The sequence below is a fragment of the Mycobacterium sp. IDUB_5 genome (assembly GCF_055419565.1).
Genome location: NZ_JBVAXX010000002.1, coordinates 450,109 through 473,991, shown reverse-complemented (window position 1 = coordinate 473,991; position 23,883 = coordinate 450,109). Strand labels below are relative to the sequence as shown.

Sequence of the window (23,883 nt, the reverse complement as noted above, 5' to 3'; positions counted from 1 at the left end):
TCGAGTGGAGAGTCACGCCTGGAAGCCCAGCGTCTTGGCGGCCAGCGAGGTCAGGATCTCGGTGGTGCCGCCGCCGATGCCGAGGATGCGCATGTCGCGGTACTGGCGCTCGATCTCCGATTCGGCCATGTAGCCCATGCCCCCGAACAGTTGAACCGCCTGGTTGGCCACCCATTCACCCGTCTCGACAGCGGTGTTCTTGGCGAAGCACACCTCGGTGATCAGGTTGGTCTCGCCCGCGATCTGGCGTTCCACCACGTGCCGGGTGTAGACCCGCGCGATGTCGATGCGCCGCGCCATCTCGGCCAGCGTGTTCTGCACCGACTGCCGCGCGATCAACGGCTTGCCGAAGGTCTCGCGGTTGCGGCACCACTCGACGGTGAGGTCGAGGCAGCGCTGCGCGCTGGCGTAGGCCTGCGCGGCGAGGCCGACGCGTTCGGAGACGAACGCCGCGGCGATCTGGAAGAAGCCGCTGTTCTCGGCGCCGACGAGGTTGGCGACGGGGACGCGGACGTCGGTGTAGGACAGTTCGGCCGTGTCGGAGGAGCGCCAGCCCATCTTGTCGAGCTTGCGGCTCACCTCGAAACCGGGCGTGCCCTTGTCGACGACGATCAGGGACACCCCCGCCGCGCCCGGGCCGCCGGTGCGCGCCGCGGTGACGACGAAGTCGGCCCGCACGCCCGAGGTGATGTAGGTCTTGGCGCCGTTGATGACGAACTCATCGCCCTCTCGGACTGCCCGGGTGGTCAGGTGCCCGACGTCGGAGCCGCCGCCCGGTTCGGTGATGGCCAGCGAGCCGATCTTCTCGCCGCGCAGTGTCGGCCGCACGTAGGTCTCGATGAGGCGCTCGTCGCCGGAGGCGATGATGTGAGGCACCGCGATGCCACAGGTGAACAGCGAAGCGAACACGCCGCCGGGTGCTCCCGCCTGGTGCATCTCCTCGCAGATGACCAGCGCGTCGCCGCCGTCGCCGCCGTCGCCGCCGGCCGTCTCCGGGAAACCGGCGCCCAGCAGCCCTGCCGCGGCTGCCTTGCGGTGCAGATCTCGAGGGAGCTCGCCGACGCGTTCCCATTCGTCGACGTGGGGGAGTACTTCGCGTTCGGCGAAGGCGCGCACCGTCTTTCGCAGGTCTTCACGTTCCGGTGTGGTCCAGATGCTCACGACAGCAACTCCTCGGGGATATCGATGGTTCGGCTGCGCAGCCATTCACCCAGCCCTTTGGCCTGGGGATCGAAACGCGCCGCGGACGCGACGCCCTGGCCCAGGATGTCGTCGATCACGAAATTCACGGCCCGCAGGTTGGGCAGCAGGTGGCGGGTCACCGGTAGGTCGGCCGCCTCAGGAAGCAGCTCGCGGAGCTTGTCGACGGTCAATGCGGATGCGAGCCAGCGCCATTGATCGTCGGTCTTCACCCAGACACCGACGTTCGCGCTGCCGCCCTTGTCCCCGCTGCGGGCGCCGGCGATGGTGCCCAGCGGCACCCGCCGCGTCGCGCCGGCGGGACTCGGCTCTGGTGGCTCGACCTCGGGAACCGGTTCGAGTTCGCGTGTCTGCGCGGCCGGTGCGATGTTCACGCGGGTGCCATCGGGGTGCACGGCCACGTGGGGCACCTGCGCGGCCGGTACGTGACCGGCAGTGAAGACGCCGTAGACCTGACCGTCACCGGGCGGGGTGGTGCTCGTGAAGCCGGGGTAGCTGGCGAGCGCCAATTCGACCGCAGCTGCGGAGAATCGGCGGCCCACCGCGGCAGCGTCGGGGTCGCGCGCCACACAGCTCAACAGGGCGCTGGCGGTCTGTTCGGTGTCGGCGTCCGCGTGGTCGGTGCGGGCCAGGGACCACTGCATCTCCGCCGGCCGGACGGTCAAGCTCGCCTCGAGCTGACGGCGTACGAGCGCAGCCTTGGCCTCGATGTCGAGCCCGGTCAGTACGAACGTCATCTCGTTGCGGAAACCACCGAGGCTGTTGAGGCTGACTTTCAGGGTCGGTGGCGGAGGCTCACCGGTGACGTCGCTGACGCGCACCCGGTCGGGTCCGTCGTCGGTCAGCGTGATCGAGTCGACCCGCAGTGTGGCGTCAGGATTGGCGTAGCGGGCTCCGCCGATCTCGTAGAGCAGTTGCGCGGTGACTGTGCCTACGGTGACGGCGCCGCCGGTGCCCGGGTGCTTGGTGATGACGGACGAGCCGTCGGCGTGGATCTCGGCGATCGGGAAGCCGGCGTGGTCCAGGTCGGCGATCTCGGTGAAGAAGGAGTAGTTGCCGCCGGTGGCCTGAGTGCCGCATTCGATGATGTGGCCGGCGGCGATCGCGCCGGCGATGCGGTCAACGTCGTCGCGCTGCCACCCGAAGTGCGCTGCCGCGGGACCGACGATCACCGACGCGTCGGTGACGCGGCCTGTCACCACGACGTCGGCGCCCGCCTGCAGGCAGTCTGTGATGCCCCACGCGCCCAGGTACGCGTTGGCGGTCAACGGTTGGCCCAGACCGAGCTCGCCGGCGCGGGGGAGCAGGTCGTCGCCCTCCACGTGCGCGACGGCGACAGTGATCTGGAGGCGCTCGGCCAGGTCACGGATGGCGGTGGCCAGGCCTGCGGGATTGAGGCCGCCGGCATTGGCCACGATGCGCACGCCGCGGTCCATGGCAAGGCCGAGGCATTGTTCGAGCTGGCGCAGGAACGTCTTGGCGTAGCCCCGATCAGGGTCCTTCATCCGGTCGCGGCCGAGGATGAGCATGGTCAGCTCGGCCAGGTAATCGCCGGTCAGGTAGTCGAGCTCGCCGCCGGTGAGCATCTCGTGCATGGCCGAGAGTCGGTCGCCGTAGAAGCCCGAGCAGTTCCCTATCCGGACGGGATCGCGGTCCGACACCGACCTCACGCACTCTCCCGTCGCTCCAGTGGGCAGAGCGCCCAACCAACCGGTAGGTTAACGGGTACCGGCGGTAGCACGTCAAGACCTGACCGCGTGTCGCCCGTGGCGGGATCCGCGGAGTTTGGAACCCGCCGAGCTCACCGGTTATCCTGGACACCAATTGCCCGCGCCCGGTACGCCCGGGCCTGCAGGCAGTACCGATGTCCGTGGGTAATCCGATGGACACCCCGAAACAGATGGAGCTCGATCATGGCTGTCCCGAAGCGCAGGATGTCGCGTGCGAACACCCGGAGCCGGCGCGCGCAGTGGAAAGCCACGGCCACCGGGCTCGTGGGAGTGACCGTTGCAGGTCAGCAGCGCAAGGTGCCGCGACGTCTGCTCAAGGCAGCGCGTCTCGGTCTCATCGACCTGGACCGTCGCTAACCGTCACGACGCGTAGCGGAAACATTCAGGTTTCATCGGCGCGGCTCTCAGCACTCTCTCAGACACGGGGTTGAGACTGTGCCGGTGCGCATACTCGTCGTCGATGATGACCGCGCGGTCCGCGAATCGCTGCGCCGCTCCCTGTCTTTCAACGGCTACTCCGTGGAGTTGGCTCAGGACGGCCGCGAAGCACTGGATCTGATCGCCACAGCTCGTCCCGACGCTGTCGTGCTCGACGTGATGATGCCGCGCCTCGACGGGCTCGAGGTGTGCCGACAGCTCCGCAGTACCGGCGACGATCTGCCGATCCTCGTGCTGACGGCTCGCGATTCCGTGTCCGAGCGGGTGGCAGGCCTGGATGCGGGCGCCGACGACTACCTGCCCAAGCCGTTCGCGCTAGAAGAGTTGCTGGCGCGCATGCGGGCGCTGCTGCGCCGCACCACGCTCGACGATTCGAGCGAATCGGCCGCGTTGACGTTCGCCGACCTCTCGCTGGATCCGGTGACCCGTGAGGTCACCCGAGGTGAGCGTTCGATCAGCCTCACCCGCACGGAGTTTGCGTTGCTCGAGATGCTCATCGCCAACCCCCGTCGGGTGCTGACCCGCAGCCGCATCCTCGAAGAGGTGTGGGGCTTCGATTTCCCGACCTCGGGCAACGCGCTCGAGGTCTACGTCGGGTATCTGCGCCGCAAGACCGAGGCCGAGGGCGAGCCGCGGTTGATCCACACTGTGCGGGGCGTCGGCTATGTGCTTCGGGAGACCCCACCCTGATGCAGCCGCACCCCGATGTCGCGTGGCCGGGACAACCTCAACAGCCACCGGCCGGCAGTTCGGTGTCGCTGCGCTGGCGCGTGATGCTGCTGGCGATGTCGATGGTTCTGATGGCTGTCGTGTTGATGGGTGTCGCCGTTTACGCCGTGGTGTCCCGAGCGCTCTACGACGACCTCGACAGCCAGCTGTTCAAGCGCGCTCAACTTCTCGTGGAGAGCGGCTCGCTCGAAGTCGACCCGGGTAAGGCCATCGAAGCGACGGCGTATTCGGACATGAACGCGCGGCTGGTCATCCCCGGCCGGGCCGGGTATCGGACCTCGGACAACATTCCGGTCGGGCAGCCCGAAAAGGACGTCATCGCAGGCAATTTGGGAATGTCGCTGCGCACCGTGGGTCACCAGCGGGTGTTCGCCGTACATTTCGCGAACGGCTCGTCGCTCCTGCTCTCGAAGAGCCTGGGGCCGACCGGCGATCTTCTCAAGAAGCTGGGGACGGTGCTGTTCTGGGTCGGCGGGATCGGGGTCGCGATCGCCGCCATCGCGGGTGGGATGGTGGCCACCGCAGGCCTGCGACCCGTGGCTCGATTGACCCAGGCGGCCGAACGTGTCGCGCGCACCGACGACCTTCGCCCAATCCCCGTGGTCGGTCACGACGAATTGGCCAGACTCACAGAGGCTTTCAACATGATGCTGCGGGCGCTGGCCGAGTCACGCGACCGCCAGGCCAGGCTGGTCACCGACGCGGGTCACGAACTGCGCACGCCTTTGACCTCGCTGCGCACCAACGTCGAACTGCTGATGGCGTCGATGCGGCCGGGTGCCCCGCGTATCCCGGAAGACGAGATGGCCGACCTGCAGGCCGACGTGATGGGGCAGATCGAGGAATTGTCCACGCTGGTGGGTGATCTGGTGGATCTCACCCGTGAGGACGCCGGCCGCGTGGTGTACGAGGTCGTGGAGATCGCCGACGTCATCGATCGCTCCTTGGAGCGGGTTCGCCGTCGCCGCAACGACATCGAGTTCGACGTCACCGTCACGCCCTGGCAGGTGTACGGCGATGCGGCCGGGCTGGGGCGGGCGGTTCTCAATCTTCTGGACAACGCAGCCAAATGGAGCCCCCAGGGCGGCCGGGTCGGTGTCCAAATGAGGCAGGTCGACGCCAACCACGCGGCGTTGGTCGTGTCGGACAGCGGACCGGGAATCCCCTCCCACGAACGAGATCTCGTGTTCGAGCGGTTCTACCGGTCCACTGCGGCGCGGGCGATGCCGGGTTCAGGACTGGGATTGGCGATCGTCAAGCAGGTGGTGGCCAAGCACGGCGGAACTCTGCTCGTCACCGACGCCGTCCCCGGCGGCGATCCGCCAGGGACATCGGTGCACATGGTGTTGCCCGGCCGGCCGTCCACGGCGGTGGACACGACGGCGACACGCGCATCGTGATTCCCGTGGTGACGCGTGTCACCAGCGACGATCTTCACGTGAGCGCGGCAGAATCTGGGCGTGTACCGAAGCGAATCTCAGGGCACTCTCAGCCCAGGTGGGCACTCTGGATGCCACACACTTCGTTGGTGAAGTAGACCACCCCTACTCGAGGAAGACACTGCATCGACATGACCAACCATCCGAGGTACTCACCGGGGCCGCATCCGGGTCAGCAGCCCGGAATGGCTGGCCAGGCGCCGCAGGGTCAGGTCGGCCCCCAACGGTCCGGTGCCCATGAGCAGCCCGGCTATGACTGGCGGTACGCGACGGAGCAGCAGCGGCAGGCCTACCGCTCGCCCTACGATCCCTACCCCGGCGCGCCCATGCCCAACCCCTACCAGCGGCCCGGTTTTCCACCGGCCCCTTCGGTCCCTAAAAAGCGTTCGCGCGCAACGGGTCTCGTCACGGGAGCGGTGGCCATCGCGATCGTGTCGGCGGGCATCGGTGGTGGTGTCGCGACTCTGATACATCCGGCCCACAGTTCCACCGGGTTCAGCGCGTCAGGTGCGGCGCCGAGTCAGCCGGCCGCGAGCGTGCCCAACGGCTCGGTGGAGCAGGTCGCGGCGAAGGTGGTGCCGAGTGTGGTCAAGCTCGAGGTGAACGAGGGCCGCCAGTCCGAAGAGGGTTCCGGCGTCATCCTGTCCACCGACGGGCTGATCCTGACCAACAACCACGTGGTCGCCGCGGCGGCCGGTCCGGGTGGCCCGGAAACCAAGGTCACGTTCGCCGACGGCCGGACCGCTCCATTCGACATCGTGGGTACCGATCCCGGTAGCGACATCGCGGTGGTGCGTGCCAAGGGTGTCTCGGGCCTGACTCCGATCGCGATCGGATCGTCTGCGAACCTGCGGGTCGGTCAGGACGTCGTCGCGATCGGATCACCGCTGGGCCTGGAGGGCACGGTGACGACGGGCATCATCAGCGCGTTGAACCGCCCGGTCGCCGCCGGCGGTGACGCGCAGAACCAGAACACGGTGCTCGACGCCATCCAGACCGACGCGGCGATCAACCCGGGCAACTCGGGCGGCGCGCTGGTCAACATGAACGGTGAGCTGGTCGGGATCAACTCGGCCATCGCCACCATGGGAGCCGATTCCGGAGCGGCGCAGGGCGGCTCGATCGGTCTGGGATTCGCGATCCCGGTCGATCAGGCCAAGCGGATCGCCGACGAACTGATTCAGACGGGCAGCGCGACCCGCGCCTCGCTCGGCGTCCAGGTGGGCAACAACGCCGGCGGGGACGGGGCCAAGATCGTCGAGGTGACGCCGAACGGCGCGGCATCTTCGGCCGGGCTTCCCGCGGGCGTGACGGTGACCAAACTCGACGACCGGGTGATCGACAGCGCTGATGCGCTCGTGGCTGCGGTGCGGTCCAAGGCGCCGGGCGACAAGGTGACGCTGACGTATCTGGATCCGTCCGGCAAGCCGCAGACCGTCGACGTGACGCTGGGTAAGGCGGCACAGTGAGGGTGGTTCACGGCTCGCCGCATTTGACGCTGCGAGTGGCTGCGACGTCGTCGGTGCCGACATATACGGTTGTCCCCATGGAACAGCCCAATACGTTGGTCGGCCGGGCTCTCGTCGTCGTCGTCGACGACCGCTCCGCGCACGGAGACGAGGAGGACCATAGCGGGCCTCTGGTCGCAGAACTGCTCGGCGAGGCCGGGTTCGTCGTCGACGGCGTCATCGTGGTGTCCTCCGACGAGGTCGAGATTCGCAACGCACTCAACACTGCCGTGATCGGCGGCGTGGACCTCGTGATCTCGGTCGGTGGCACGGGCGTGACGCCGCGCGAGGTCACCCCGGAGGCGACACGCGATCTGCTCGACCGGGAGCTCCTCGGCATCGCCGAGGCACTGCGCGCGTCGGGCCTGGCGGCGGGCACCGCAGACGCCGGACTGTCTCGCGGCCTCGCCGGCGTGTCTGGCAGCACGCTGGTGGTCAACCTCGCCGGGTCACGGGCCGCCGTCCGCGACGGCATGGCCACCCTCGGGCCGCTGGCCTCGCACATCATCGCGCAGCTATCCAGTTTGGAGATCTAATCGCCGTGGGCTGGCAGCAGCTAGTCCGCATGCGGGCCGGAGGAGCTTCCTCTCCGGCCCGCTTTGGTATGCGCGTACGGCGTGTTCGACCTGCAGTGTTAACGCCGGGTGAACTGCAGTCTCCGCTGCGATGTGATGTTCGTCACATAGGATGGGCTCAATGACCGATCACCCCCGCCCGTCGCGGAATGTAGTTAACAAGATCTTCGGCGACACATTGCCCGAGATGCCGACCGGCGAGCGCGACCCCGACCACCCGGGGGAGGGCACCGATCGGGACAGCTGGCTGCGCGACAACATTCCGCCCCATCACAGTGATCACGGCTGACCTGTAGGTTCACCACAGCTGCAGTACAGGAACGTGGTGTAACGCCTGCGCCGCCTGTGACGAAGACGTTGGTGCGGGGTCAAGATCAGCGACGGTGTTCTTCGGCCAACCCCCGTCGTCGCAAGGAGGGGGCCGCCGACTCTCGAGGAGTCGTCAGCAAACGATGGCCGCGGCGCGCATCTCGCGACACCACACAGACGTACGCGTTGCCGGTCGGATGCCTCCTCGTTATGTTCCTCTCGTCAAAACGATGAGTGATTCGTAAGAACAAAATGTGAGCTTTTTAATTCCACTCACATGAAGTTCTCGCGAGGTGTGTGGTGTAGCGGTACGGCCAGGCACGAGCAACCGGTGCCCCGACACGGGGACCCGTTCTACTGAGCAAGGGAGAACATGAAGGCAATCAGTCGGGTGCTGATCGCGATGGTCGCGGCCATCGCAGCGTTGTTCGTGAGCACTGGCACCTCTCACGCAGGGCTGGACAATGAGCTGAGCCTGGTCGACGGTCAGGGTCGGACGTTGACGATCCAGCAGTGGGACACGTTCCTCAACGGCGTGTTTCCTCTCGACCGCAACCGTCTGACCCGCGAGTGGTTCCACTCGGGCAAGGCTGTCTACAGCGTCGCCGGTGAAGGTGCCGACGATTTCGAGGGCACCCTGGAGCTGGGCTACCAGATCGGCTTCCCGTGGTCGCTGGGTGTGGGCATCAACTTCAGCTACACCACCCCCAACATCGCGCTCGACGGTCAGGACGTCATCGGTGTCGGCGATGTCGGCATCGATCTGTTCCCGGCGATCTCGACGCCGCCGCTGTTCCCCGGCGTGTCGATCTCGGCGGACCTGGGCAACGGCCCCGGCATCCAGGAAGTCGCGACGTTCACCGTCGACGTCTCCGGCGCCAATGGTGCGGTTGCGGTGTCGAACGCGCACGGCACGGTGACCGGTGCTGCCGGCGGTGTGCTGCTGCGCCCCTACGCACGGCTGATCTCGTCGGCGGGTGACAGCGTCACCACCTACGGCGAACCCTGGAACATGAACTGACCCACGGGCATCGCCCATGAGTTCGGTGGAGTGCCGGTCCTTGTGGCCGGCACTCCGTCGTTCTCACTCACCTGAAAAGGACAACCATGAAGACAATCTCCCGGGTGCTGATCGCGATGGTCGCGGCCATCGCAGCGTTGTTCGTGAGCACTGGCACCTCTCACGCAGGGCTGGACAATGAGCTGAGCCTGGTCGACGGTCAGGGTCGGACGTTGACGATCCAGCAGTGGGACACGTTCCTCAACGGCGTGTTTCCCCTCGACCGCAACCGTCTGACCCGCGAGTGGTTCCACTCGGGCAAGGCTGTCTACAGCGTCGCCGGTGAAGGTGCCGACGATTTCGAGGGCACCCTGGAGCTGGGCTACCAGATCGGCTTCCCGTGGTCGCTGGGTGTGGGCATCAACTTCAGCTACACCACCCCCAACATCGCGCTCGACGGTCAGGACGTCATCGGTGTCGGCGATGTCGGCATCGATCTGTTCCCGGCGATCTCGACGCCGCCGCTGTTCCCCGGCGTGTCGATCTCGGCGGACCTGGGCAACGGCCCCGGCATCCAGGAAGTCGCGACGTTCACCGTCGATGTCTCCGGTGCCAACGGTGCGGTGGCGGTGTCGAACGCGCACGGCACGGTGACCGGTGCTGCCGGCGGTGTGCTGCTGCGCCCCTACGCACGGCTGATCTCGTCGGCGGGTGACAGCGTCACCACCTACGGCGAGCCCTGGAACATGAACTAACGCAACTCCTTTCAGCTGAGAAGCGGCCTCTGACTTCGGTCAGGGGCCGCTTTTCGTGTTCTGCACCCCTGCACTTACCGATCATGCGAGCCCCACCTGTGACCAGCTTGGCAACTGGTTACCAAACAGCTTGGCGGGCAAGCATTCCGACGTGCCGCTGGTTAATTTCGTGTCCTCGACGAGGAGAACCTTCGCGAGATGTCACCGTCTACGGGTTGAGGAGAGCATGAAGCTGATCATTCGGGTGCTGATGGCACTGAGCATGAGTAGTGCGGCGCTGCTCGTCAGCACCGCGACATCACACGCAGGACTGGACAACCAGCTCAGCCTCGTGGACGGCAAGGGTCGGACGTTGACGATCCAGCAGTGGGACACGTTCCTCAATGGTGTGTTCCCCCTTGACCGCAACCGGTTGACCCGGGAGTGGTTCCATTCGGGCAAGGCGGTCTACACCGTGGTCGGCGATGGTGCCAAGGACTTCGAGGGCACGCTCGAACTGGGGTACCAGATTGGCTTTCCGTGGTCGCTGGGTGTGGGCATCAACTTCAGCTACACCACCCCCAACATCGCATTGGACGCGCAGGACGTCATCGGTACGGCGAAGGGTCCGATCGATCTGTTCCCGCCGATCTCGACTCCGCCGCTGCTGCCGGGCGTCTCGATCTCGGCGGATCTGGGCAACGGTCCGGGTATCCAGGAGGTCGCGACGTTCTCCGTCGACGTCTCCGGTGACCACGGTGCGGTGGCAGTCTCGAACGCGCACGGGACGGTGACCGGTGCTGCCGGAGGTGTGCTGCTGCGCCCCTACGCGCGGCTGATTTCCAAGGACGGAGACAGCGTCACCACCTACGGAGAGCCCTGGAACATGAACTGACCTCACACGTTCGCACTCCCAGAAGCGGCTCCTGACTTCGGTCAGGGGCCGCTTCCTGTGACGGAGCTGGCAATTCGATACCAAACAGCTTGGCCGGCAAGCGCTCCGGCCCAGTGCTGGTTATTTTCGTCTCCTCAAAGATGAGAAATTTTCCAATAAATCACCGTCTACGGGCTGAGGAGAGCATGAAGCTGATCATTCGGGTGTTGGTTGCACTGAGCATGAGCGTCGCGGCGCTGCTCGTCAGCACTGGCACTTCACACGCAGGGCTGGACAACGAACTGAGCCTCGTGGACGGCAAGGGTCGTACCTTGACGATCCAGCAGTGGGACACGTTCCTCAATGGTGTGTTCCCCCTTGACCGCAACCGGTTGACCCGGGAGTGGTTCCATTCGGGCAAGGCGGTCTACACCGTGGTCGGCGATGGTGCCAAGGACTTCGAGGGCACGCTCGAACTGGGGTACCAGATTGGCTTCCCGTGGTCGCTGGGTGTGGGCATCAACTTCAGCTACACCACCCCCAACATCGCATTGGACGCGCAGGACGTCATCGGCACCAGTCAGGGAGCCATCGATCTGTTCCCGCCGATCTCGACTCCGCCGCTGCTGCCGGGCGTCTCGATCTCGGCGGATCTGGGCAACGGTCCGGGTATCCAGGAGGTCGCGACGTTCTCCGTCGACGTCTCCGGTGACCACGGTGCGGTGGCAGTCTCGAACGCGCACGGGACGGTGACCGGTGCTGCCGGAGGTGTGCTGTTGCGGCCGTACGCGCGGCTGATTTCCAAGGACGGAGACAGCGTCACCACCTACGGCGAACCGTGGAACATGAACTGAGAGTTGTACCCACTTCGGTGGCGGAAAACTCAAGGTGAAGAAGATGATTCTGAACATCGCGCTACGTGCGCGCGACGCGATCAACACTGGTAATCTGAGCCGACATAGCTTCAACCAGTTCAGAGAGAAGGGACGGCCGGTGGCCGAGTACGGTACTTCCGTTTCCGCGCGGTTGGCGAAGCCGATCGCAATGGGGCTGAGCGGCCTCGCCGCTGCCGCCGCACTGATGACGATCGGCGTGGGCACTGCCAGCGCCGACGACATGAGCGCCGACCCCTCGACGCCGGGTAACGGCCGCGAGGCCGACGGCGCTGTGCGTTCGCCTGACGTGTCCAATGGCTCGTCCGGCGTCTACGCCCAGGGCGAGGTTCGCACCTCCGGCTTCGGCGAGGCGCTCGCCTCGCAGGGCGGCGAGGTTCGCACCTCCAGCCGGGGTGTCCCCGGCACGAAGGCATGGGTGTTCTCCGGTGCTGCCGGTGACATCAGCGCCTGCGTGTACGACGGACCGTGGTGCGCGAACTGGATGGCGATCCCGTTCGACATCAACAACCCCTGATCGAGTTCTGCAACAAAAAGCCCCCGGTGAAGACCCGGGGGCTTTTTGTTGCGTGCTATCAGTCGCGGTCTGCGCTGGTGTGCTTCGCAGTGTCCGGGCTGGGGCCGGTACCGGGCCCGCTGACATGCTTGCCTGCCGAACCCTCGTTCTCCCGCAGCAGGTTACGGATCTCGGTGAGCAGGCTCAGCTCCGTGTCCTGGGCCTGTTCGACTTCGCCGCGCTCGCGCAGCTTCTTGTACGGCAGCACGATCACGAAGTACACGACGGCGGCGACGAGGACGAAGTTGATCACCGCGGACAGCACCGCGTTGAAGTCGAGGAACTTGTCAGCACCCAGCGGCACCTTCAAGACCCCGTATTCGCGGTCGCCTCCCGCGCCGATACGATCGATGAGCGGCTGAATCACGTTGTCGGTGAAGGCTTTCACCAGAGCGGTGAAGGCAGTACCGATGACCACCGCCACCGACAGGTCGATCACGTTGCCGCGGGCGAGGAAATCCTTGAACCCCTTGAGCATGCTGGTCCTCTCGGTCGGAATATGCGGACTGACAGGGCACCACGTTAGTCGTTCCTGCCATTGATCGAATACTTCCTGCCACCGGAATGATCCGCCTGAGGTGCGGGTTTAAGCGACTAGATGATTACATCGCCACAGAGCAGAGGTTCGAGATGACCAGGATCGGTATCGCCACCGCAGCAGCAACCGCCCTCACCGCCGTGGCTCTGGGATTTGCCGCACCTGTGCTCGCCGCGCCGACCGCTGGTAGCGCCGAAGACACCATCAGTGAACTGGAGTCCGCGGGCAATCGGGTCATCGTCACCCGTCAGTCCCGGGTTCCGCTCGACGAGGCGACGGTGGTCAACCTGACGACCGGTCCTGACATCTGGAAGCGCGTGTGGGACGCCAACTTCGACGATCAGCACTTGATCAGGACGGGTAACGTCATCTACCTCACCGTGAAGTAGGTCAGTGCAGGGTCACGGTGACCGTCTGCACCAGCGCCGCACCCGCGACAGTCTTTGCCGAAGCCGACGGAAGGGCAATCAGGACAACGCGATTGCCGTTCTGGGCGGTGATTCCGCCGCTCTTGGTCGACACCATCACCACGATCGCGTCAGTCGCGATCGCCCGTGCCTCGGAGCCGTTGTCGGCCGAGGCGGGGGCGGCGACGATGTCGACGACATCACCCGCCCGGATCAGGTCGAGCAGGGCGGGATCCGCCAGTGGGATGGCGACGATGCGGGCGTCGGGGCCGGCAGCCGATTCGGCGAGCCGCGACCCGAGGAGCCGGACGTCGGTCAGCGCTTCACCGCGCCGGGCGGGGCCGGCCAGTATGCTTCCCGCCACGTCGTCGATCCGGGTCTGTGCGCCGTCGGGAACGGTTGCGGGACTTCGTTGTTCGAGTCGCACGTCGTCGGCTGTCAGCGCCGAGCCGGGGCTCAGGTCGCGGGCGGCGACGACGACGTCGGTGCGGTCGTCGCGGGGATCGTCACGCCATGCAGCAGCGGCGGCCAGCAGAACCAGCGCACCCGCCAGCACCCGACGGGCGACCACCGTCCGCGCCCAGTCGGGGCGCAGCGCCCGCGTGAGCTTGTGCAGAGCGGTGGGGTCGAGCGAGCCGGACATGCGGCCACGCTAAGGCGACGGCGCTTATCCGTCAGGAGGTTATTGGACGCCTGTGGATAACGGTCAGCTGGACGCGGCTGCAGCAGGCGTCGACGACGACGAACTCGACGATGAACTGGCGGAGCTGCTCGTCGAGGAATTCGAGGAGGAGCTGTCCGAGGAGCTGGACGAGCTCGACTCTGTGCTGCTGCTCTTGGGGCTGGAGCTCGTCGAGCTCTTGCCGGACTCACGGCTGTCGGTGCGGTAGAAACCGCTGCCCTTGAACACCACGCCGACCTTGCCGAACACCTTGCGCAACCGACCGTGGCACTGCGGGCACTCGGTCAGTGAATCGTCGCTGAAGGCCTGCACCACGTCGAACTTGTTGTCGCACTCGGTGCACGCATAAGAATAGGTGGGCACAGCTTCCTCCGAGGTCGTCACGCTTGTTAGCACTCTACCGACTCAAGTGCTAGAACCGCCAGCGGGTGCCTGTCATTCCCGTCGTAGTTCGACCACCCCGAGGCCGGGCGTCGCGGCGTGAGTCATCCGGACATCGTGCGGCTCGTGCGGCAGTGCGTCGAGGAGTTCCTGGTCGCGGACGACGGCCACCAGCGGTGCCGTGTCGGCGGCCCGCTGCAGCGTCCGATCGTAGAAGCCGGCGCCGCGGCCCAGGCGCGCGCCGCGACGGTCCACCGCCAACGCCGGCACCAGCACTGCGCTCGCCTCGGCCACAGCCTCCGGCGGCAGATGCGGAGGTGGTGGTTCCCGCAGTCCGAACGCCGCACGGACCAACGTGCCCGCGCGGTAGGTGCCCCACTGCAGAGGTCGGGGCACGCCGTCGTCGCCCTGTCGCGCCACGGGCAGTAGGACCCGCACGCCGCGGCTGCTCAATTGGTCCAGCAGTTCCGCAGACCCGGGCTCCGACCCGACGGGAACGTAGGCGCACACGGTGGAGCCGGGGGTGACCCACGCCAGCAGGTGTCCGGTCAGCGCGGTGGCCTCGGCGGCCCGTTGCTGCGGCGTCGACGCCGCGCGTGCGGCGAGGATTGCGGCGCGTACCTGTGTTTTCGTCTGGCGCACTGAGTAGCCTTCCGCGTGCCGGGTAAGGAGGAACTACCGACCCCGAGAGGTTAGTGTGTGAACGATGAATCGGCCTGAAGTTCCCATACCGCACACTGCGGTCGTCCCCGCCGCGGGGCTGGGAACCCGTTTCCTGCCCGCCACGAAGACGGTGCCCAAAGAGTTGCTGCCGGTCGTCGACACGCCCGGTATCGAGTTGGTGGCCGCCGAGGCCGCGGAGGCAGGCGCCGAACGTCTGATCATCATCACTTCCGAGGGCAAGGACAGCGTGGTTGCCCACTTCGTCGAGGATCTGGTGCTCGAGGGCACGCTCGAGGCGCGCGGCAAGAAGACCATGCTGGAGAAGGTGCGCCGAGCGCCCGCGCTGATCAAGGTCGAGTCCGTGGTGCAGGCCGAGCCCAAGGGCCTCGGCCACGCAGTCGGTTGTGTCGAGGCCAGCCTCACGCCCGACGAAGACGCGATCGCGGTGCTTCTCCCCGATGATCTGGTACTTCCGACCGGCGTACTCGAGACCATGTCGAAGGTACGTGCCAAGCGCGGCGGATCGGTGCTGTGCGCCATCGAGGTCGACCGTGAGGACATCAGCGCCTACGGCGTGTTCGACGTCGAGACCGTGCCCGACGCGGCGAATCCGAATGTGCTGCGGGTCAAGGGCATGGTGGAAAAGCCCAAGGCCGAGGACGCGCCGTCGCCCTATGCGGCAGCCGGCCGTTACGTGCTGGACAGGGCGATCTTCGACGCGCTGAGGCGGATTCCGCGCGGTGCGGGCGGCGAACTCCAGCTGACCGACGCCATCGCGCTGCTGATCGAGGAGGGCCATCCGGTACACGTCGTGGTCCACCGCGGATCTCGACACGATCTGGGAAATCCCGGGGGCTACCTGAAGGCTGCGGTTGACTTTGCGTTGGAGCGAGACGACTACGGGCCCGAATTACGGCGGTGGTTGGTCGAGCGGCTGGGACTCGGGCGGGATTCGACCGAGCACTAGCGCCACCGATCACGCGCATCTTCTGCGGAGCGCGTAGGCGCTCAACAGAAGAAAGGCATGCTGTGCGTTCGGTGGAGGAGCAGCAGGCTCGGGTGGCCGCAGCCGCGGTGGCACCCCGGCCCGTACGAGTGGCGATAGCCGAGGCGCAAGGTTTGATGTGCGCCGAAGAGGTGGTCACCGAGCGGCCGCTGCCCGGGTTCGACCAGGCGGCGATCGACGGCTACGCGGTGCGCAGCGTCGACGTGCTGGGCATCGGGGGCGGGCCGGACGGCGGTGACGGTGAAGAACGCGACAACCGCGACCTCAGCCTGCCCGTCATGGGCCTGATCGAGGCCGGTTCGCGCACGCCGAGCCGGTTGCAGCCGCGCCAGGCTGCGCGCGTGCAGACAGGTGCGCCGATGCCGACGCTTGCCGACGCGGTGCTGCCGCTGCGGTGGACCGACGGCGGGGAATCCCGGGTCCGGGTGCTGCGAGGTGTGCGCTCGGGGGCCTATGTGCGCCGCACGGGTGACGACGTTCAGCCCGGCGATGTCGCCGTGCGGGCGGGGGCGATCATCGGCGCGGCTCAGGTGGGCCTTCTGGCCGCGGTGGGCCGGGAGCGTGTGCTGGTGCATCCGAGGCCGCGGTTGTCGGTGATGTGCGTGGGCGGTGAGCTCGTCGACATTTCGCGGACCCCGGGCAACGGCCAGGTCTACGACGTCAACTCCTATGCCTTGGCCGCGGCCGGACGGGATGCGGGCGCCGAGGTGAACCGCGTCGGCATCGTGCCCACCGATCCGGCGAAGCTGCGTGAGATCGTGGAGGGGCAGCTGAGCCGATCAGAAGCGGTGGTGATCGCGGGAGCGGTCGGGGGCGCGGCCGCCGAGGGCGTGCGGTCCGTGCTGGCTCAGTTGGGCGACATGGAGGTGACGCGCATCGCGATGCACCCGGGCTCGGTGCAGGGCTTCGGTCAGCTCGGACGCGATGGCGTGCCGGTGTTCCTCTTGCCTGCCAATCCGGTCAGCGCCCTGGTGGTCTTCGAGGTGATGGTGCGACCGCTGCTGCGTCTGTCGCTGGGTAAGCGACAGCCGATGCGGCGCGTCGTGCAGGCCCGCGCGCTGTCGCCGATCACGTCGGTGGTGGGCCGCAAGGGGTACCTGCGGGGGCAGTTGATGCGCGACCAGGACACCGGCGAGTACCTGGTGCAGGCTCTCGGCGGGTCGCCCGGTGCCTCGTCGCATCTACTGGCCACGCTCGCAGAAGCAAACTGCCTGGTGGTCGTGCCCAGCGACGCCGAGCAGATCCGCACGGGCGAGATCGTCGACGTCGCGTTCCTGGCTCAGCGCGGCTGAGCTCGAACCCCACGTCCCGTGATGAACCTCCTCGGCTCCCGTTCGCAGCACCCCGGGTGGCCTCAGCCCGTGGGTCCGATCCGGGTGGCCGCGGGAACGGTGCGGTTGCGCCCCGTGCGTCTGCGCGACGCCGCGCAGTGGAGCAGGATACGGCTGACCGACCGCGACCACCTGGAGCCGTGGGAGCCGTCGACGGATATGGATTGGCAACTGCGCCATGCTGTTTCGTCGTGGCCCGCGGTGTGTTCTGGGTTGCGGGCCGAGGCGCGCAAGGGGCGGATGCTGCCCTATGTGATCGAACTCGACGGGAAGTTCGCCGGTCAGTTGACCATCGGGAACGTCACTCATGGCGCACTGCGGTCGGCATGGATCGGCTACTGGGTGGCTCGGGAGTACGTCGGGGGAGGGATCGCGACCGGCGCATTGGCGCTGGGCCTGGATCACTGCTTCGGGCCGGTGATGCTGCACCGCGTAGAAGCGACCGTACGGCCGGAGAACTCGGCGAGCCGCGCGGTTCTGGCAAAGGCGGGATTTCGAGAAGAGGGTCTGTTGAAACGCTACCTCGACGTCGACGGCGCCTGGCGGGACCACTTGCTGGTGGGGTTGACGATCGAAGAGGTCAACGGGTCGGTGACCTCCGCACTGGTGCGTGCCGGCCGCGCGTCGTGGGGCTGATCCCCGCTTTGCCCGGCCCGCTGTGGCTGATGTGACACGTGTGACGTTTGGTGCTTGTACTCAGCGAATTACAGGTGTGTAATTGTCACGGCGCGCCGCTCACGGATGCGCTGGTCGAACAGACCTAGCCTGATGGGGAAAGGAGCAGGCGCCATGCCAAGCATCCCCCAATCTCTTCTCTGGATTTCCCTTGTCGTGCTCTGGCTGTTCGTGCTGGTGCCGATGCTGATCAGCAAGCGCGACGCCGTGCGCCGAACCAGCGATGTCGCGCTGGCCACCCGAGTGCTCAACAGCGGTGCGGGTGCGCGGCTGCGTCGGCGCGGCGGGCCCGCTGCGGGACATCGCAGCGATCCGCACTGGCAACCCGCTGACGACGACGGCGAGGCGCAGGCCGATGAAGCGGCGGGTCGCGCGGTGGTGATGGTCGCCGCCGACACCCGCGAGAGCGACGAGCCCGACTACCTCGACGTCGACGTCGTGGAAGAGTCCGGCGCGCTCCCGATCGCGGAATCGGTGCCGACGGCCGACGAAGCCGACGAACCCGTCGTGAGCGCCGATGCGACGTCCGATGTCGAGGACGTCGAGGAGCTCGACGACCCCGAGGAGCTCTCGGCTGCCGATGACGACGTCCACAACGATGACGAATACGAGTACGTCGACGACTCCTCAGGTCTCGAGCCGCCCGCGGACAGCGATCTGCGCATCGCGGGTTCACGCGGCGAGTCGCGGCGTCGCCGTGAATCGGCCACCGCCGCCGCGGTGAGCGCGCGAAAGTATCGCTTCCGTGCCCGCACGCTGGCCGTGATGGCGGTCCTGATCCTCGCCAGCGCTGTGGCAGCGATCACCTGGTCGGCGTCGATGTGGTGGGCATGCGGCACCATCGCAGCGATCACGCTGCTGTACCTGGCGTATCTGCGCCGTCAGACCCGGATCGAGGAGCAGGTGCGCCGCCGCCGCGCGCAGCGGATGGCGCGGTCACGTCTCGGGGTCGAGAACACCAGCGATCAGGAGTTCGACGTCGTCCCGTCGCGGCTGCGCCGGCCCGGAGCCGCGGTCCTCGAGATCGACGACGAAGACCCGGAGTTCGAGCACCTCGAGTACGTCGCCTTCGCCCGGCATTTCGACCTGCCGCGCGCAGCGGGGCAGTAGCCCAGGCGATTTCTGCCGGTGACCGGCGGCTGGTAGCCTGCTACCGGTATCAGGGGCTATGGCGCAGTTGGTAGCGCGACTCGTTCGCATCGAGTAGGTCAGGGGTTCGATTCCCCTTAGCTCCACCACGAATTCGCAGTTCGGGTCGCGTCAGCGGCAACCTGCACCGGCCGAAGCCCTTCAACCGCCCCTGCGGCGGTTGTTCTATCTGGCCGCGCTGTCGAGCTTGCGCACCGGCGGGCCGTCTCGGGCGTAGCGAGTCCTTTCAATTGCCTCGAGGGTTTGACCCGCCACAAAAGTTGGCCGCAGCCCATCCCCAAGGGAAGTCACACACCGGGCTCGGCCAACGCAGGCATCCTGAGGTGATGGCGAATGCTGGTGAACAGACTGCCGCGGTCTATGCCCAGTTCGCCGACCGGCAAGCTCGCGGCAGTTCGCCAAGCCTGGAATCGTGGGCGCGAACAGTGGTCGAAGACCCGGAGGTCCACATTCGGTTGGCTGAACTGCCACAGAACAAGCGACAGCCAAACCTAGTGTTCGCCTGCCTGCGCTGGCACGGTGCCCGACCCGGGGACGCGGACTCCCTGCGAGACGGTGTGCTGGGCCACTGGGACCGGCTACGCACCACAATTCTGAAGCGTTCCACCCAGACCAACGAGCCCGCACGATGCGCCGTCTTGCTCCCACTCATGCATCAGATATCGGGCCCCATCGCGCTGATCGAACTCGGCGCCGCCGCTGGGCTGTGCCTCATCCCTGACCACTACAGTTATCGCTACTCCGACGGCACCGTCGTCCACCCAGCCACTGGCCCATCGCCAGTCGTCATCGGTTGCCAGATCACCGCCGGCACCCTGCCGCCTCAGCTCGCCACCCCCGACATCGTGTGGAGAGCCGGATTGGACCTCAACCCACTCAATGCCTCCGACCAAGACACCGCTGCCTGGTTGACGACGCTGATCTGGCCGGAGCACGACGATCGACGTACCCGGCTGCTGGCAGCACTGAACGTGGCCGCGAGCGTGTCCATCCGCATCGATCGTGCTGACCTACGCGACGGATTGGGCGCGCTGCTGGCAGAGGTGCCCTCCGGGGCCACCGCCGTCATCCAGCACTCCGCCACCCTGGCCTACCTCTCAGCAGAAGATCGACGTCGCACTGCCGCGATCATCGCTGACAGCGGTGCCCGCTGGATCAGCTTCGAAGGCCGCGACGTGATCGATCTCGCGGCTGATATTCCCGAATCAACCAGTCCCAGAGATCTTTTCGTCGCAGCTCTAGACCGCACGCCACTGGCCACCGCATCCGGCCACGGCAACACCATGGCATTCCTGGACGAACCGAGACCTACCACCTAACGGCGTGCCGGTCGTAGCAGCGACGACGCCGGTGGCACGGCAACACTGGGGCGGATCCCGGCCCGTCGGCCGTCGAAGGTGCAGATGAGACCGTTGATGCGGCTGTCGATCATGCCGGGCTGGTGCGTCGGCCTGCGGTGCACGTGCTGTTGATCGACGTCGACGAGCATCAGTTCGCCGTGCTTCGCGGGTTTGAGCGCACGTGGCCCACACATCTCGATCTGGCGCACCTCAGTTTCGGCCAAGATGGCCGGGAGTCTCGATGTCAGACACCTGCAGCACGACCCTCGGTCCCGCTTGACGCATCGCAACGCCTATTTCTACTATCTGCGTATGCATGCAGATAACCGAGGATGCTCTCGTCGTCTTCCGGACGACCAGGTCGACCTCGTCGTCGAGGTCTTCCGCATGCTTGCCGATGCCACACGGGTACAGGTGCTGTGGGCGCTGGGCAGTCGGGAGATGTCGGTCAACGATCTCGCCGCTCATATCGAGAAACCGGCACCGTCGGTGTCCCAGCACTTGGCGAAACTGCGCATGGCGCGGCTGGTCCGCACCCGCCGCGAAGGCACCACGATCTACTACAGCCTGGACAACGAGCACGTGCGGCAACTGGTCACCGACGCGGTCTACAACGCCGAACACGCCGGGCCCGGCGTGCCTGGTCATCACCGTGACGACTCCGAGCTCGCGGTGCTGCACTCCGACACGAACGGAGGGCAGCGGGCATGAGTCACGAACCGCACCATCATCACCACTCGCACAGCCACGATCACGGCGTGACCCTCGGCGGCGCGTTGCGTGAGATCTTCGCCCCGCACAGCCACGACGCGAGCGACAGTATTGACAGCGCGCTCGAGTCGAGCGCTGCCGGAATCCGCGCAGTGAAGATCAGCCTGCTCGTCCTCGGCGCGACAGCGCTCGCCCAGATCGGCATCGTCGCCGTCTCCGGGTCGGTGGCTCTGCTCGCCGACACAATCCACAACTTCTCCGACGCGCTGACCGCCATCCCGCTGTGGATCGCCTTCGCGTTGAGCACCAAGGCCGCGACGCGGCGCTACACCTACGGCTTCGGCCGCGCCGAGGATCTCGCCGGGCTGTTCGTCGTCGCGATGATCGCTCTGTCCGCGATCGTCGCAGGAATCGAATCGGTGAGGCGGCTGATCAACCCGGTGCCCATCGACCATGTCGGCTGGGTCGCGGTGGCCGGCCTCATCGGCTTTCTCGGTAACGAATGGGTTGCTCTGTACCGAATCCGCGTCGGGAGGAAGATCGGATCAGCAGCTCTGGTCGCTGATGGATTACACGCTCGCACAGACGGATTCACGTCACTGGCGGTGCTGCTCGGCGCCGGGGGCGCGGCGGCGGGCTTCCCGCTCGCCGACCCGATCATCGGGTTGGTGATCACGGTCGCGATCCTCGCGGTGCTGCGCACCGCGGTCCGCGACATCTTCCGCCGGCTGATGGACGGGGTCGATCCGCGGTTCGTCGACACCGCGGAGGAGGCGCTGGCGGCCGAGCCCGGTGTCACGGCGGTCCGCAGCGTGAAAATGAGGTGGATCGGGCACAGGCTTCACGCCGATGCCGAACTCGACATCGACCCGGCCGTCAGTCTCGCCGACGCGCATCGCATCGCGCACGAGGCCGAGCACACCCTCACCCATGCGGTGCCGAAGCTGTCCTCGGCGCTCGTTCACGCCTACCCGGCACGGTAGGTCTCAGGCCGTCATCGAATCCGCTTCTTGCCGAACGGGTTCCATATCCGACCTTTGGCGGGTACGGCGTCATGGCCGGCGCACCACTGGTTCGCCGGGACGCTGCGGCGCACCGAATCGACGTGGTTTCCGCAGCCTGACCACGTCGTCTTGCCGCACGTGCGGCACTGAACTGCACGACACACGGTGAGTCCTTCCTCAAGGGGAGCGTGTCTCCGAATATACCCTGTGGGGTATTCGTGGCAGCGTCCGCCAGTTCGGACGTAACCTTGTGGCCTGGGATTGCGATGCAGAGACCAGACCCCGTATTCGGCCGGCGCAAGGAAAAGACGCGATGAGACCACACCTGGTGATTCTCGCGACCGTGGTGATGGCGCTGTTCGGCGTCTCGCCCGCGATCGCCCATGCCGACGTCGACGACGGCGCCGGTTCCGGAGCTCACGTGGCGGTGCTCGCGGGAGCGCTCGACAGGCCCGAGCGGACCATGCAACAGCTGCACGGCTCGTTGTGTGCGCCCCCGAACGTCTGCGAGCCGCTCAACTACATGAACGTCGGTCTCGCCGGACCGGCCATCGGGCAGGCCAGCCTCGACGACGGTGTGGCGAGGCTCGACGGGTGGATCAGGAACACCCCGGGGCCCAAGATCGTGTTCGGGCACTCGCTGGGCTCCAACGTCATCAACCGGTGGCTGCGGCAGTTCTCGTTCGACCCGACCGCGCCGCCGCCGAGCGAGCTGCGGTTCGTCACCACCGGTTCCCCCGAACGCGCGGGCACGGGGTTCGTCTACACCGATCCGGAGGGTAAGAACCGTTGGCGGGCACCGCAGGGCTTCGGGATCCCGCCGAACACCCCGTACAGGGTCGTGGACATCTGCCGGAAGTGGGACGGCTTCTGCTACTACATCCCCGGCGACGAACGCTCGATCGACGGCCAGATGAGCAAGCGGCACACCGACTACTCGGACATCAACCTCGACGACCCGGCCAATCAGGTCACCGTCAACGGGAACATCACCGAGGTGCTGGTGCCCACGCCGGGCTTGGGCTGACCGTCTTCAGAAGGGGCTGCTGTTCTGTTGCCAGTCCGCTGAGTCGGGGCGTGCGCCGAACCGCCGGGCATAGTCCTCGTGCATCTGCGCCTGCTTCTTGCGCTTGATCACGTCGACCAGGTTCGGGTCCAGGCCGTGCACCGCCAGCCGGTGCCGCCGCCACGGCTTGTTCAGTGCCAGCGCCATCAGCACGGCCCACACGTAGATGGGTGCCGTCATCTCGAGGTGCATGTAGAGGTTGACCGGGATGAGCCAGAACGGGGCCAGGACGAAGATCGGCGGGATCGAGTAGCGGATCATGTGCCGGCGAACCGCGCCCTCGCCCGCGAGGTCCTCGGCGACCCAGCGCTGCATCGACGCCGGCAGGCGCCGGCCGTAGATGTAGGTCAGGTACTGCCACAGTGTGGGTTTCTCGGCGGACATGTCGGCTCCTCGGGTGGGGTTCATTCGTACGGGGCGCCGGCTGCCAGGGCGGCGGTGTTGACGCGGGTCAGGGTAGAGCGCAGGAGTTCGAGTTCGGCCATGTCGACGCCGAGACGGGCCACCACGGCGGCCGGGATGGCCAGCGCCCGTGTGCGCAGGGCGACTCCCTCGGCTGTGAGCTCGACGTCGGTGGCACGCTCGTCGGTCGCGCTGCGCGTGCGGGTGATCAATCCCAGCGCCTCGAGCCGCTTGAGCATCGGGGAGAGCGTCGCGGAGTCCATTTGCAATGTGGTGGCGATCTGCTTGACCGACATCGGCGCTGGGTCGTCCCCGGCTGCTCTCCGGTGGTCCCACAGGGCGAGCATCACCAGGTACTTCGGGTGTGTCAGGCCGAGAGGCTCCAGCAGGGGCCGGTAGACCGCGAGCACCGCGCGGTTGGTGACCGCCAGCGCGAAGCACACCTGCTGCTCCAAGGAGAGCGGGTCGACGTCAGCGGCGGCGGTCACCTAATCATGGTGCCCTAATAGTTAGGGCCCTAGCAACATGCCGACCGTCACATCG

General features: G+C 66.7%; 29 protein-coding genes and 1 tRNA gene. 21 read left to right on the top strand and 9 right to left on the bottom strand.

The features are described from left to right. Positions 1-12 precede the first annotated feature (12 nt). Entirely contained in the window at positions 13-1,161 is a 1,149-nt protein-coding gene (locus tag ACZY1G_RS07445) for an acyl-CoA dehydrogenase family protein (protein ID WP_463822016.1), read from the bottom strand. Beyond that, entirely contained in the window at positions 1,158-2,861 is a 1,704-nt protein-coding gene (locus ACZY1G_RS07440) for an acyclic terpene utilization AtuA family protein (RefSeq protein ID WP_463822224.1), read from the bottom strand. The genes ACZY1G_RS07445 and ACZY1G_RS07440 overlap by 4 nt, the downstream gene beginning before the upstream one ends. Positions 2,862-3,113: 252 nt before the next feature. Here ACZY1G_RS07440 and rpmF point away from each other — a divergent pair, with 252 nt between their 5' ends. The 11 genes from rpmF (at position 3,114) to ACZY1G_RS07385 (ending at position 11,946) form a co-directional block, all read left to right on the top strand. Further along, positions 3,114-3,287, top strand: a complete 174-nt coding sequence (gene rpmF / locus ACZY1G_RS07435) for a 50S ribosomal protein L32 (protein WP_048632975.1) — start codon at positions 3,114-3,116, stop codon at positions 3,285-3,287. Between the two features lie 84 nt (positions 3,288-3,371). Next, positions 3,372-4,058, top strand: a complete 687-nt coding sequence (locus ACZY1G_RS07430; RefSeq protein WP_463815243.1) for a response regulator transcription factor — start codon at positions 3,372-3,374, stop codon at positions 4,056-4,058. Then, positions 4,058-5,497 (top strand): HAMP domain-containing sensor histidine kinase, encoded by a 1,440-nt coding sequence (locus tag ACZY1G_RS07425; protein WP_463822015.1) that lies wholly within the window; start codon positions 4,058-4,060, stop codon positions 5,495-5,497. Before ACZY1G_RS07430 ends, ACZY1G_RS07425 begins: the two co-directional genes overlap by 1 nt. Positions 5,498-5,667: 170 nt before the next feature. After that, the gene (locus ACZY1G_RS07420) at positions 5,668-7,005 is read left to right on the top strand and encodes a S1C family serine protease (RefSeq protein ID WP_463822014.1); all 1,338 of its coding nucleotides are present in this window, start codon (positions 5,668-5,670) and stop codon (positions 7,003-7,005) included. Between the two features lie 29 nt (positions 7,006-7,034). Further along, positions 7,035-7,580, top strand: a complete 546-nt coding sequence (locus tag ACZY1G_RS07415) for a MogA/MoaB family molybdenum cofactor biosynthesis protein (RefSeq protein WP_463822223.1) — start codon at positions 7,035-7,037, stop codon at positions 7,578-7,580. Positions 7,581-7,740: 160 nt separating this feature from the next. Continuing rightward, complete coding sequence (locus ACZY1G_RS07410) at positions 7,741-7,908, top strand: hypothetical protein (RefSeq protein ID WP_463822013.1); 168 nt, start codon at positions 7,741-7,743, stop codon at positions 7,906-7,908. 393 nt (positions 7,909-8,301) lie between these two features. Next, entirely contained in the window at positions 8,302-8,949 is a 648-nt protein-coding gene (locus ACZY1G_RS07405) for an MspA family porin (RefSeq protein WP_463822012.1), read from the top strand. An 86-nt stretch (positions 8,950-9,035) separates the two neighbouring features. Next, positions 9,036-9,683, top strand: a complete 648-nt coding sequence (locus ACZY1G_RS07400; protein ID WP_463822011.1) for an MspA family porin — start codon at positions 9,036-9,038, stop codon at positions 9,681-9,683. Between the two features lie 226 nt (positions 9,684-9,909). Then, on the top strand, positions 9,910-10,557 hold the full coding sequence (locus ACZY1G_RS07395) for an MspA family porin (protein WP_463822010.1): 648 nt from the start codon (positions 9,910-9,912) through the stop codon (positions 10,555-10,557). A gap of 185 nt (positions 10,558-10,742) precedes the next feature. Continuing rightward, positions 10,743-11,390, top strand: coding sequence for an MspA family porin (locus ACZY1G_RS07390; protein WP_463822009.1), 648 nt, complete (start codon positions 10,743-10,745; stop codon positions 11,388-11,390). Between the two features lie 43 nt (positions 11,391-11,433). After that, complete coding sequence (locus ACZY1G_RS07385; protein ID WP_463822008.1) at positions 11,434-11,946, top strand: hypothetical protein; 513 nt, start codon at positions 11,434-11,436, stop codon at positions 11,944-11,946. Between the two features lie 58 nt (positions 11,947-12,004). Here the strand turns inward: ACZY1G_RS07385 and mscL are convergent, their stop codons facing one another. Further along, entirely contained in the window at positions 12,005-12,463 is a 459-nt protein-coding gene (mscL, locus tag ACZY1G_RS07380) for a large-conductance mechanosensitive channel protein MscL (protein ID WP_463815253.1), read from the bottom strand. Positions 12,464-12,615: 152 nt separating this feature from the next. On the opposite strand from mscL, the gene ACZY1G_RS07375 reads away from it, so the two are divergent. Further along, positions 12,616-12,912 (top strand): hypothetical protein, encoded by a 297-nt coding sequence (locus ACZY1G_RS07375; protein WP_463822007.1) that lies wholly within the window; start codon positions 12,616-12,618, stop codon positions 12,910-12,912. Position 12,913: 1 nt separating this feature from the next. Here ACZY1G_RS07375 and ACZY1G_RS07370 read toward each other — a convergent pair whose 3' ends face one another. From ACZY1G_RS07370 to ACZY1G_RS07360, 3 genes are all read right to left on the bottom strand, one after another. Further along, the gene (locus ACZY1G_RS07370) at positions 12,914-13,573 is read right to left on the bottom strand and encodes an SAF domain-containing protein (RefSeq protein WP_463822006.1); all 660 of its coding nucleotides are present in this window, start codon (positions 13,571-13,573) and stop codon (positions 12,914-12,916) included. Between the two features lie 63 nt (positions 13,574-13,636). Next, complete coding sequence (locus tag ACZY1G_RS07365; protein ID WP_463822222.1) at positions 13,637-13,975, bottom strand: FmdB family zinc ribbon protein; 339 nt, start codon at positions 13,973-13,975, stop codon at positions 13,637-13,639. A 72-nt stretch (positions 13,976-14,047) separates the two neighbouring features. Next, positions 14,048-14,635: a 5-formyltetrahydrofolate cyclo-ligase gene (locus ACZY1G_RS07360; RefSeq protein WP_463815256.1), complete on the bottom strand. Its 588-nt coding sequence runs from the start codon at positions 14,633-14,635 to the stop codon at positions 14,048-14,050. A 64-nt stretch (positions 14,636-14,699) separates the two neighbouring features. Here ACZY1G_RS07360 and ACZY1G_RS07355 point away from each other — a divergent pair, with 64 nt between their 5' ends. The 6 genes from ACZY1G_RS07355 (at position 14,700) to ACZY1G_RS07330 (ending at position 20,136) form a co-directional block, all read left to right on the top strand. After that, a complete protein-coding gene (locus tag ACZY1G_RS07355; RefSeq protein WP_463815257.1) occupies positions 14,700-15,623 on the top strand; it encodes a UTP--glucose-1-phosphate uridylyltransferase in 924 nt (307 codons plus the stop codon). Between the two features lie 62 nt (positions 15,624-15,685). Then, positions 15,686-16,954 (top strand): molybdotransferase-like divisome protein Glp, encoded by a 1,269-nt coding sequence (gene glp / locus ACZY1G_RS07350; protein WP_463822005.1) that lies wholly within the window; start codon positions 15,686-15,688, stop codon positions 16,952-16,954. A gap of 21 nt (positions 16,955-16,975) precedes the next feature. Continuing rightward, complete coding sequence (locus tag ACZY1G_RS07345; RefSeq protein WP_463815259.1) at positions 16,976-17,629, top strand: GNAT family N-acetyltransferase; 654 nt, start codon at positions 16,976-16,978, stop codon at positions 17,627-17,629. A gap of 153 nt (positions 17,630-17,782) precedes the next feature. Next, on the top strand, positions 17,783-18,778 hold the full coding sequence (sepX, locus tag ACZY1G_RS07340) for a divisome protein SepX/GlpR (RefSeq protein WP_463815260.1): 996 nt from the start codon (positions 17,783-17,785) through the stop codon (positions 18,776-18,778). A 52-nt stretch (positions 18,779-18,830) separates the two neighbouring features. Beyond that, positions 18,831-18,906, top strand: a tRNA-Ala gene (locus tag ACZY1G_RS07335). 171 nt (positions 18,907-19,077) lie between these two features. Further along, positions 19,078-20,136, top strand: coding sequence for a DUF2332 domain-containing protein (locus ACZY1G_RS07330; protein ID WP_463822004.1), 1,059 nt, complete (start codon positions 19,078-19,080; stop codon positions 20,134-20,136). Here the strand turns inward: ACZY1G_RS07330 and ACZY1G_RS07325 are convergent. Continuing rightward, positions 20,133-20,381 (bottom strand): hypothetical protein, encoded by a 249-nt coding sequence (locus ACZY1G_RS07325; protein ID WP_463815262.1) that lies wholly within the window; start codon positions 20,379-20,381, stop codon positions 20,133-20,135. The two genes, ACZY1G_RS07330 and ACZY1G_RS07325, sit on opposite strands and share 4 nt — an antisense overlap. Positions 20,382-20,469: 88 nt before the next feature. Between ACZY1G_RS07325 and ACZY1G_RS07320 the strand changes: the two genes are divergently transcribed. The 3 genes from ACZY1G_RS07320 to ACZY1G_RS07310 all read left to right on the top strand — a co-directional run bounded on the left by ACZY1G_RS07320 (position 20,470) and on the right by ACZY1G_RS07310 (position 22,899). Continuing rightward, positions 20,470-20,868, top strand: a complete 399-nt coding sequence (locus ACZY1G_RS07320) for an ArsR/SmtB family transcription factor (RefSeq protein ID WP_463815263.1) — start codon at positions 20,470-20,472, stop codon at positions 20,866-20,868. Further along, positions 20,865-21,851, top strand: a complete 987-nt coding sequence (locus ACZY1G_RS07315) for a cation diffusion facilitator family transporter (RefSeq protein WP_463815264.1) — start codon at positions 20,865-20,867, stop codon at positions 21,849-21,851. The genes ACZY1G_RS07320 and ACZY1G_RS07315 overlap by 4 nt, the downstream gene beginning before the upstream one ends. A gap of 334 nt (positions 21,852-22,185) precedes the next feature. Continuing rightward, the gene (locus tag ACZY1G_RS07310) at positions 22,186-22,899 is read left to right on the top strand and encodes a PE-PPE domain-containing protein (RefSeq protein WP_463815265.1); all 714 of its coding nucleotides are present in this window, start codon (positions 22,186-22,188) and stop codon (positions 22,897-22,899) included. Between the two features lie 6 nt (positions 22,900-22,905). Here ACZY1G_RS07310 and ACZY1G_RS07305 read toward each other — a convergent pair whose 3' ends face one another. Together ACZY1G_RS07305 and ACZY1G_RS07300 are read right to left on the bottom strand one after the other, a co-directional pair. Then, positions 22,906-23,322 (bottom strand): DUF5313 domain-containing protein, encoded by a 417-nt coding sequence (locus ACZY1G_RS07305; protein ID WP_463815266.1) that lies wholly within the window; start codon positions 23,320-23,322, stop codon positions 22,906-22,908. 20 nt (positions 23,323-23,342) lie between these two features. After that, positions 23,343-23,828: a MarR family winged helix-turn-helix transcriptional regulator gene (locus ACZY1G_RS07300; protein WP_463815268.1), complete on the bottom strand. Its 486-nt coding sequence runs from the start codon at positions 23,826-23,828 to the stop codon at positions 23,343-23,345. Positions 23,829-23,883 lie beyond the last annotated feature (55 nt).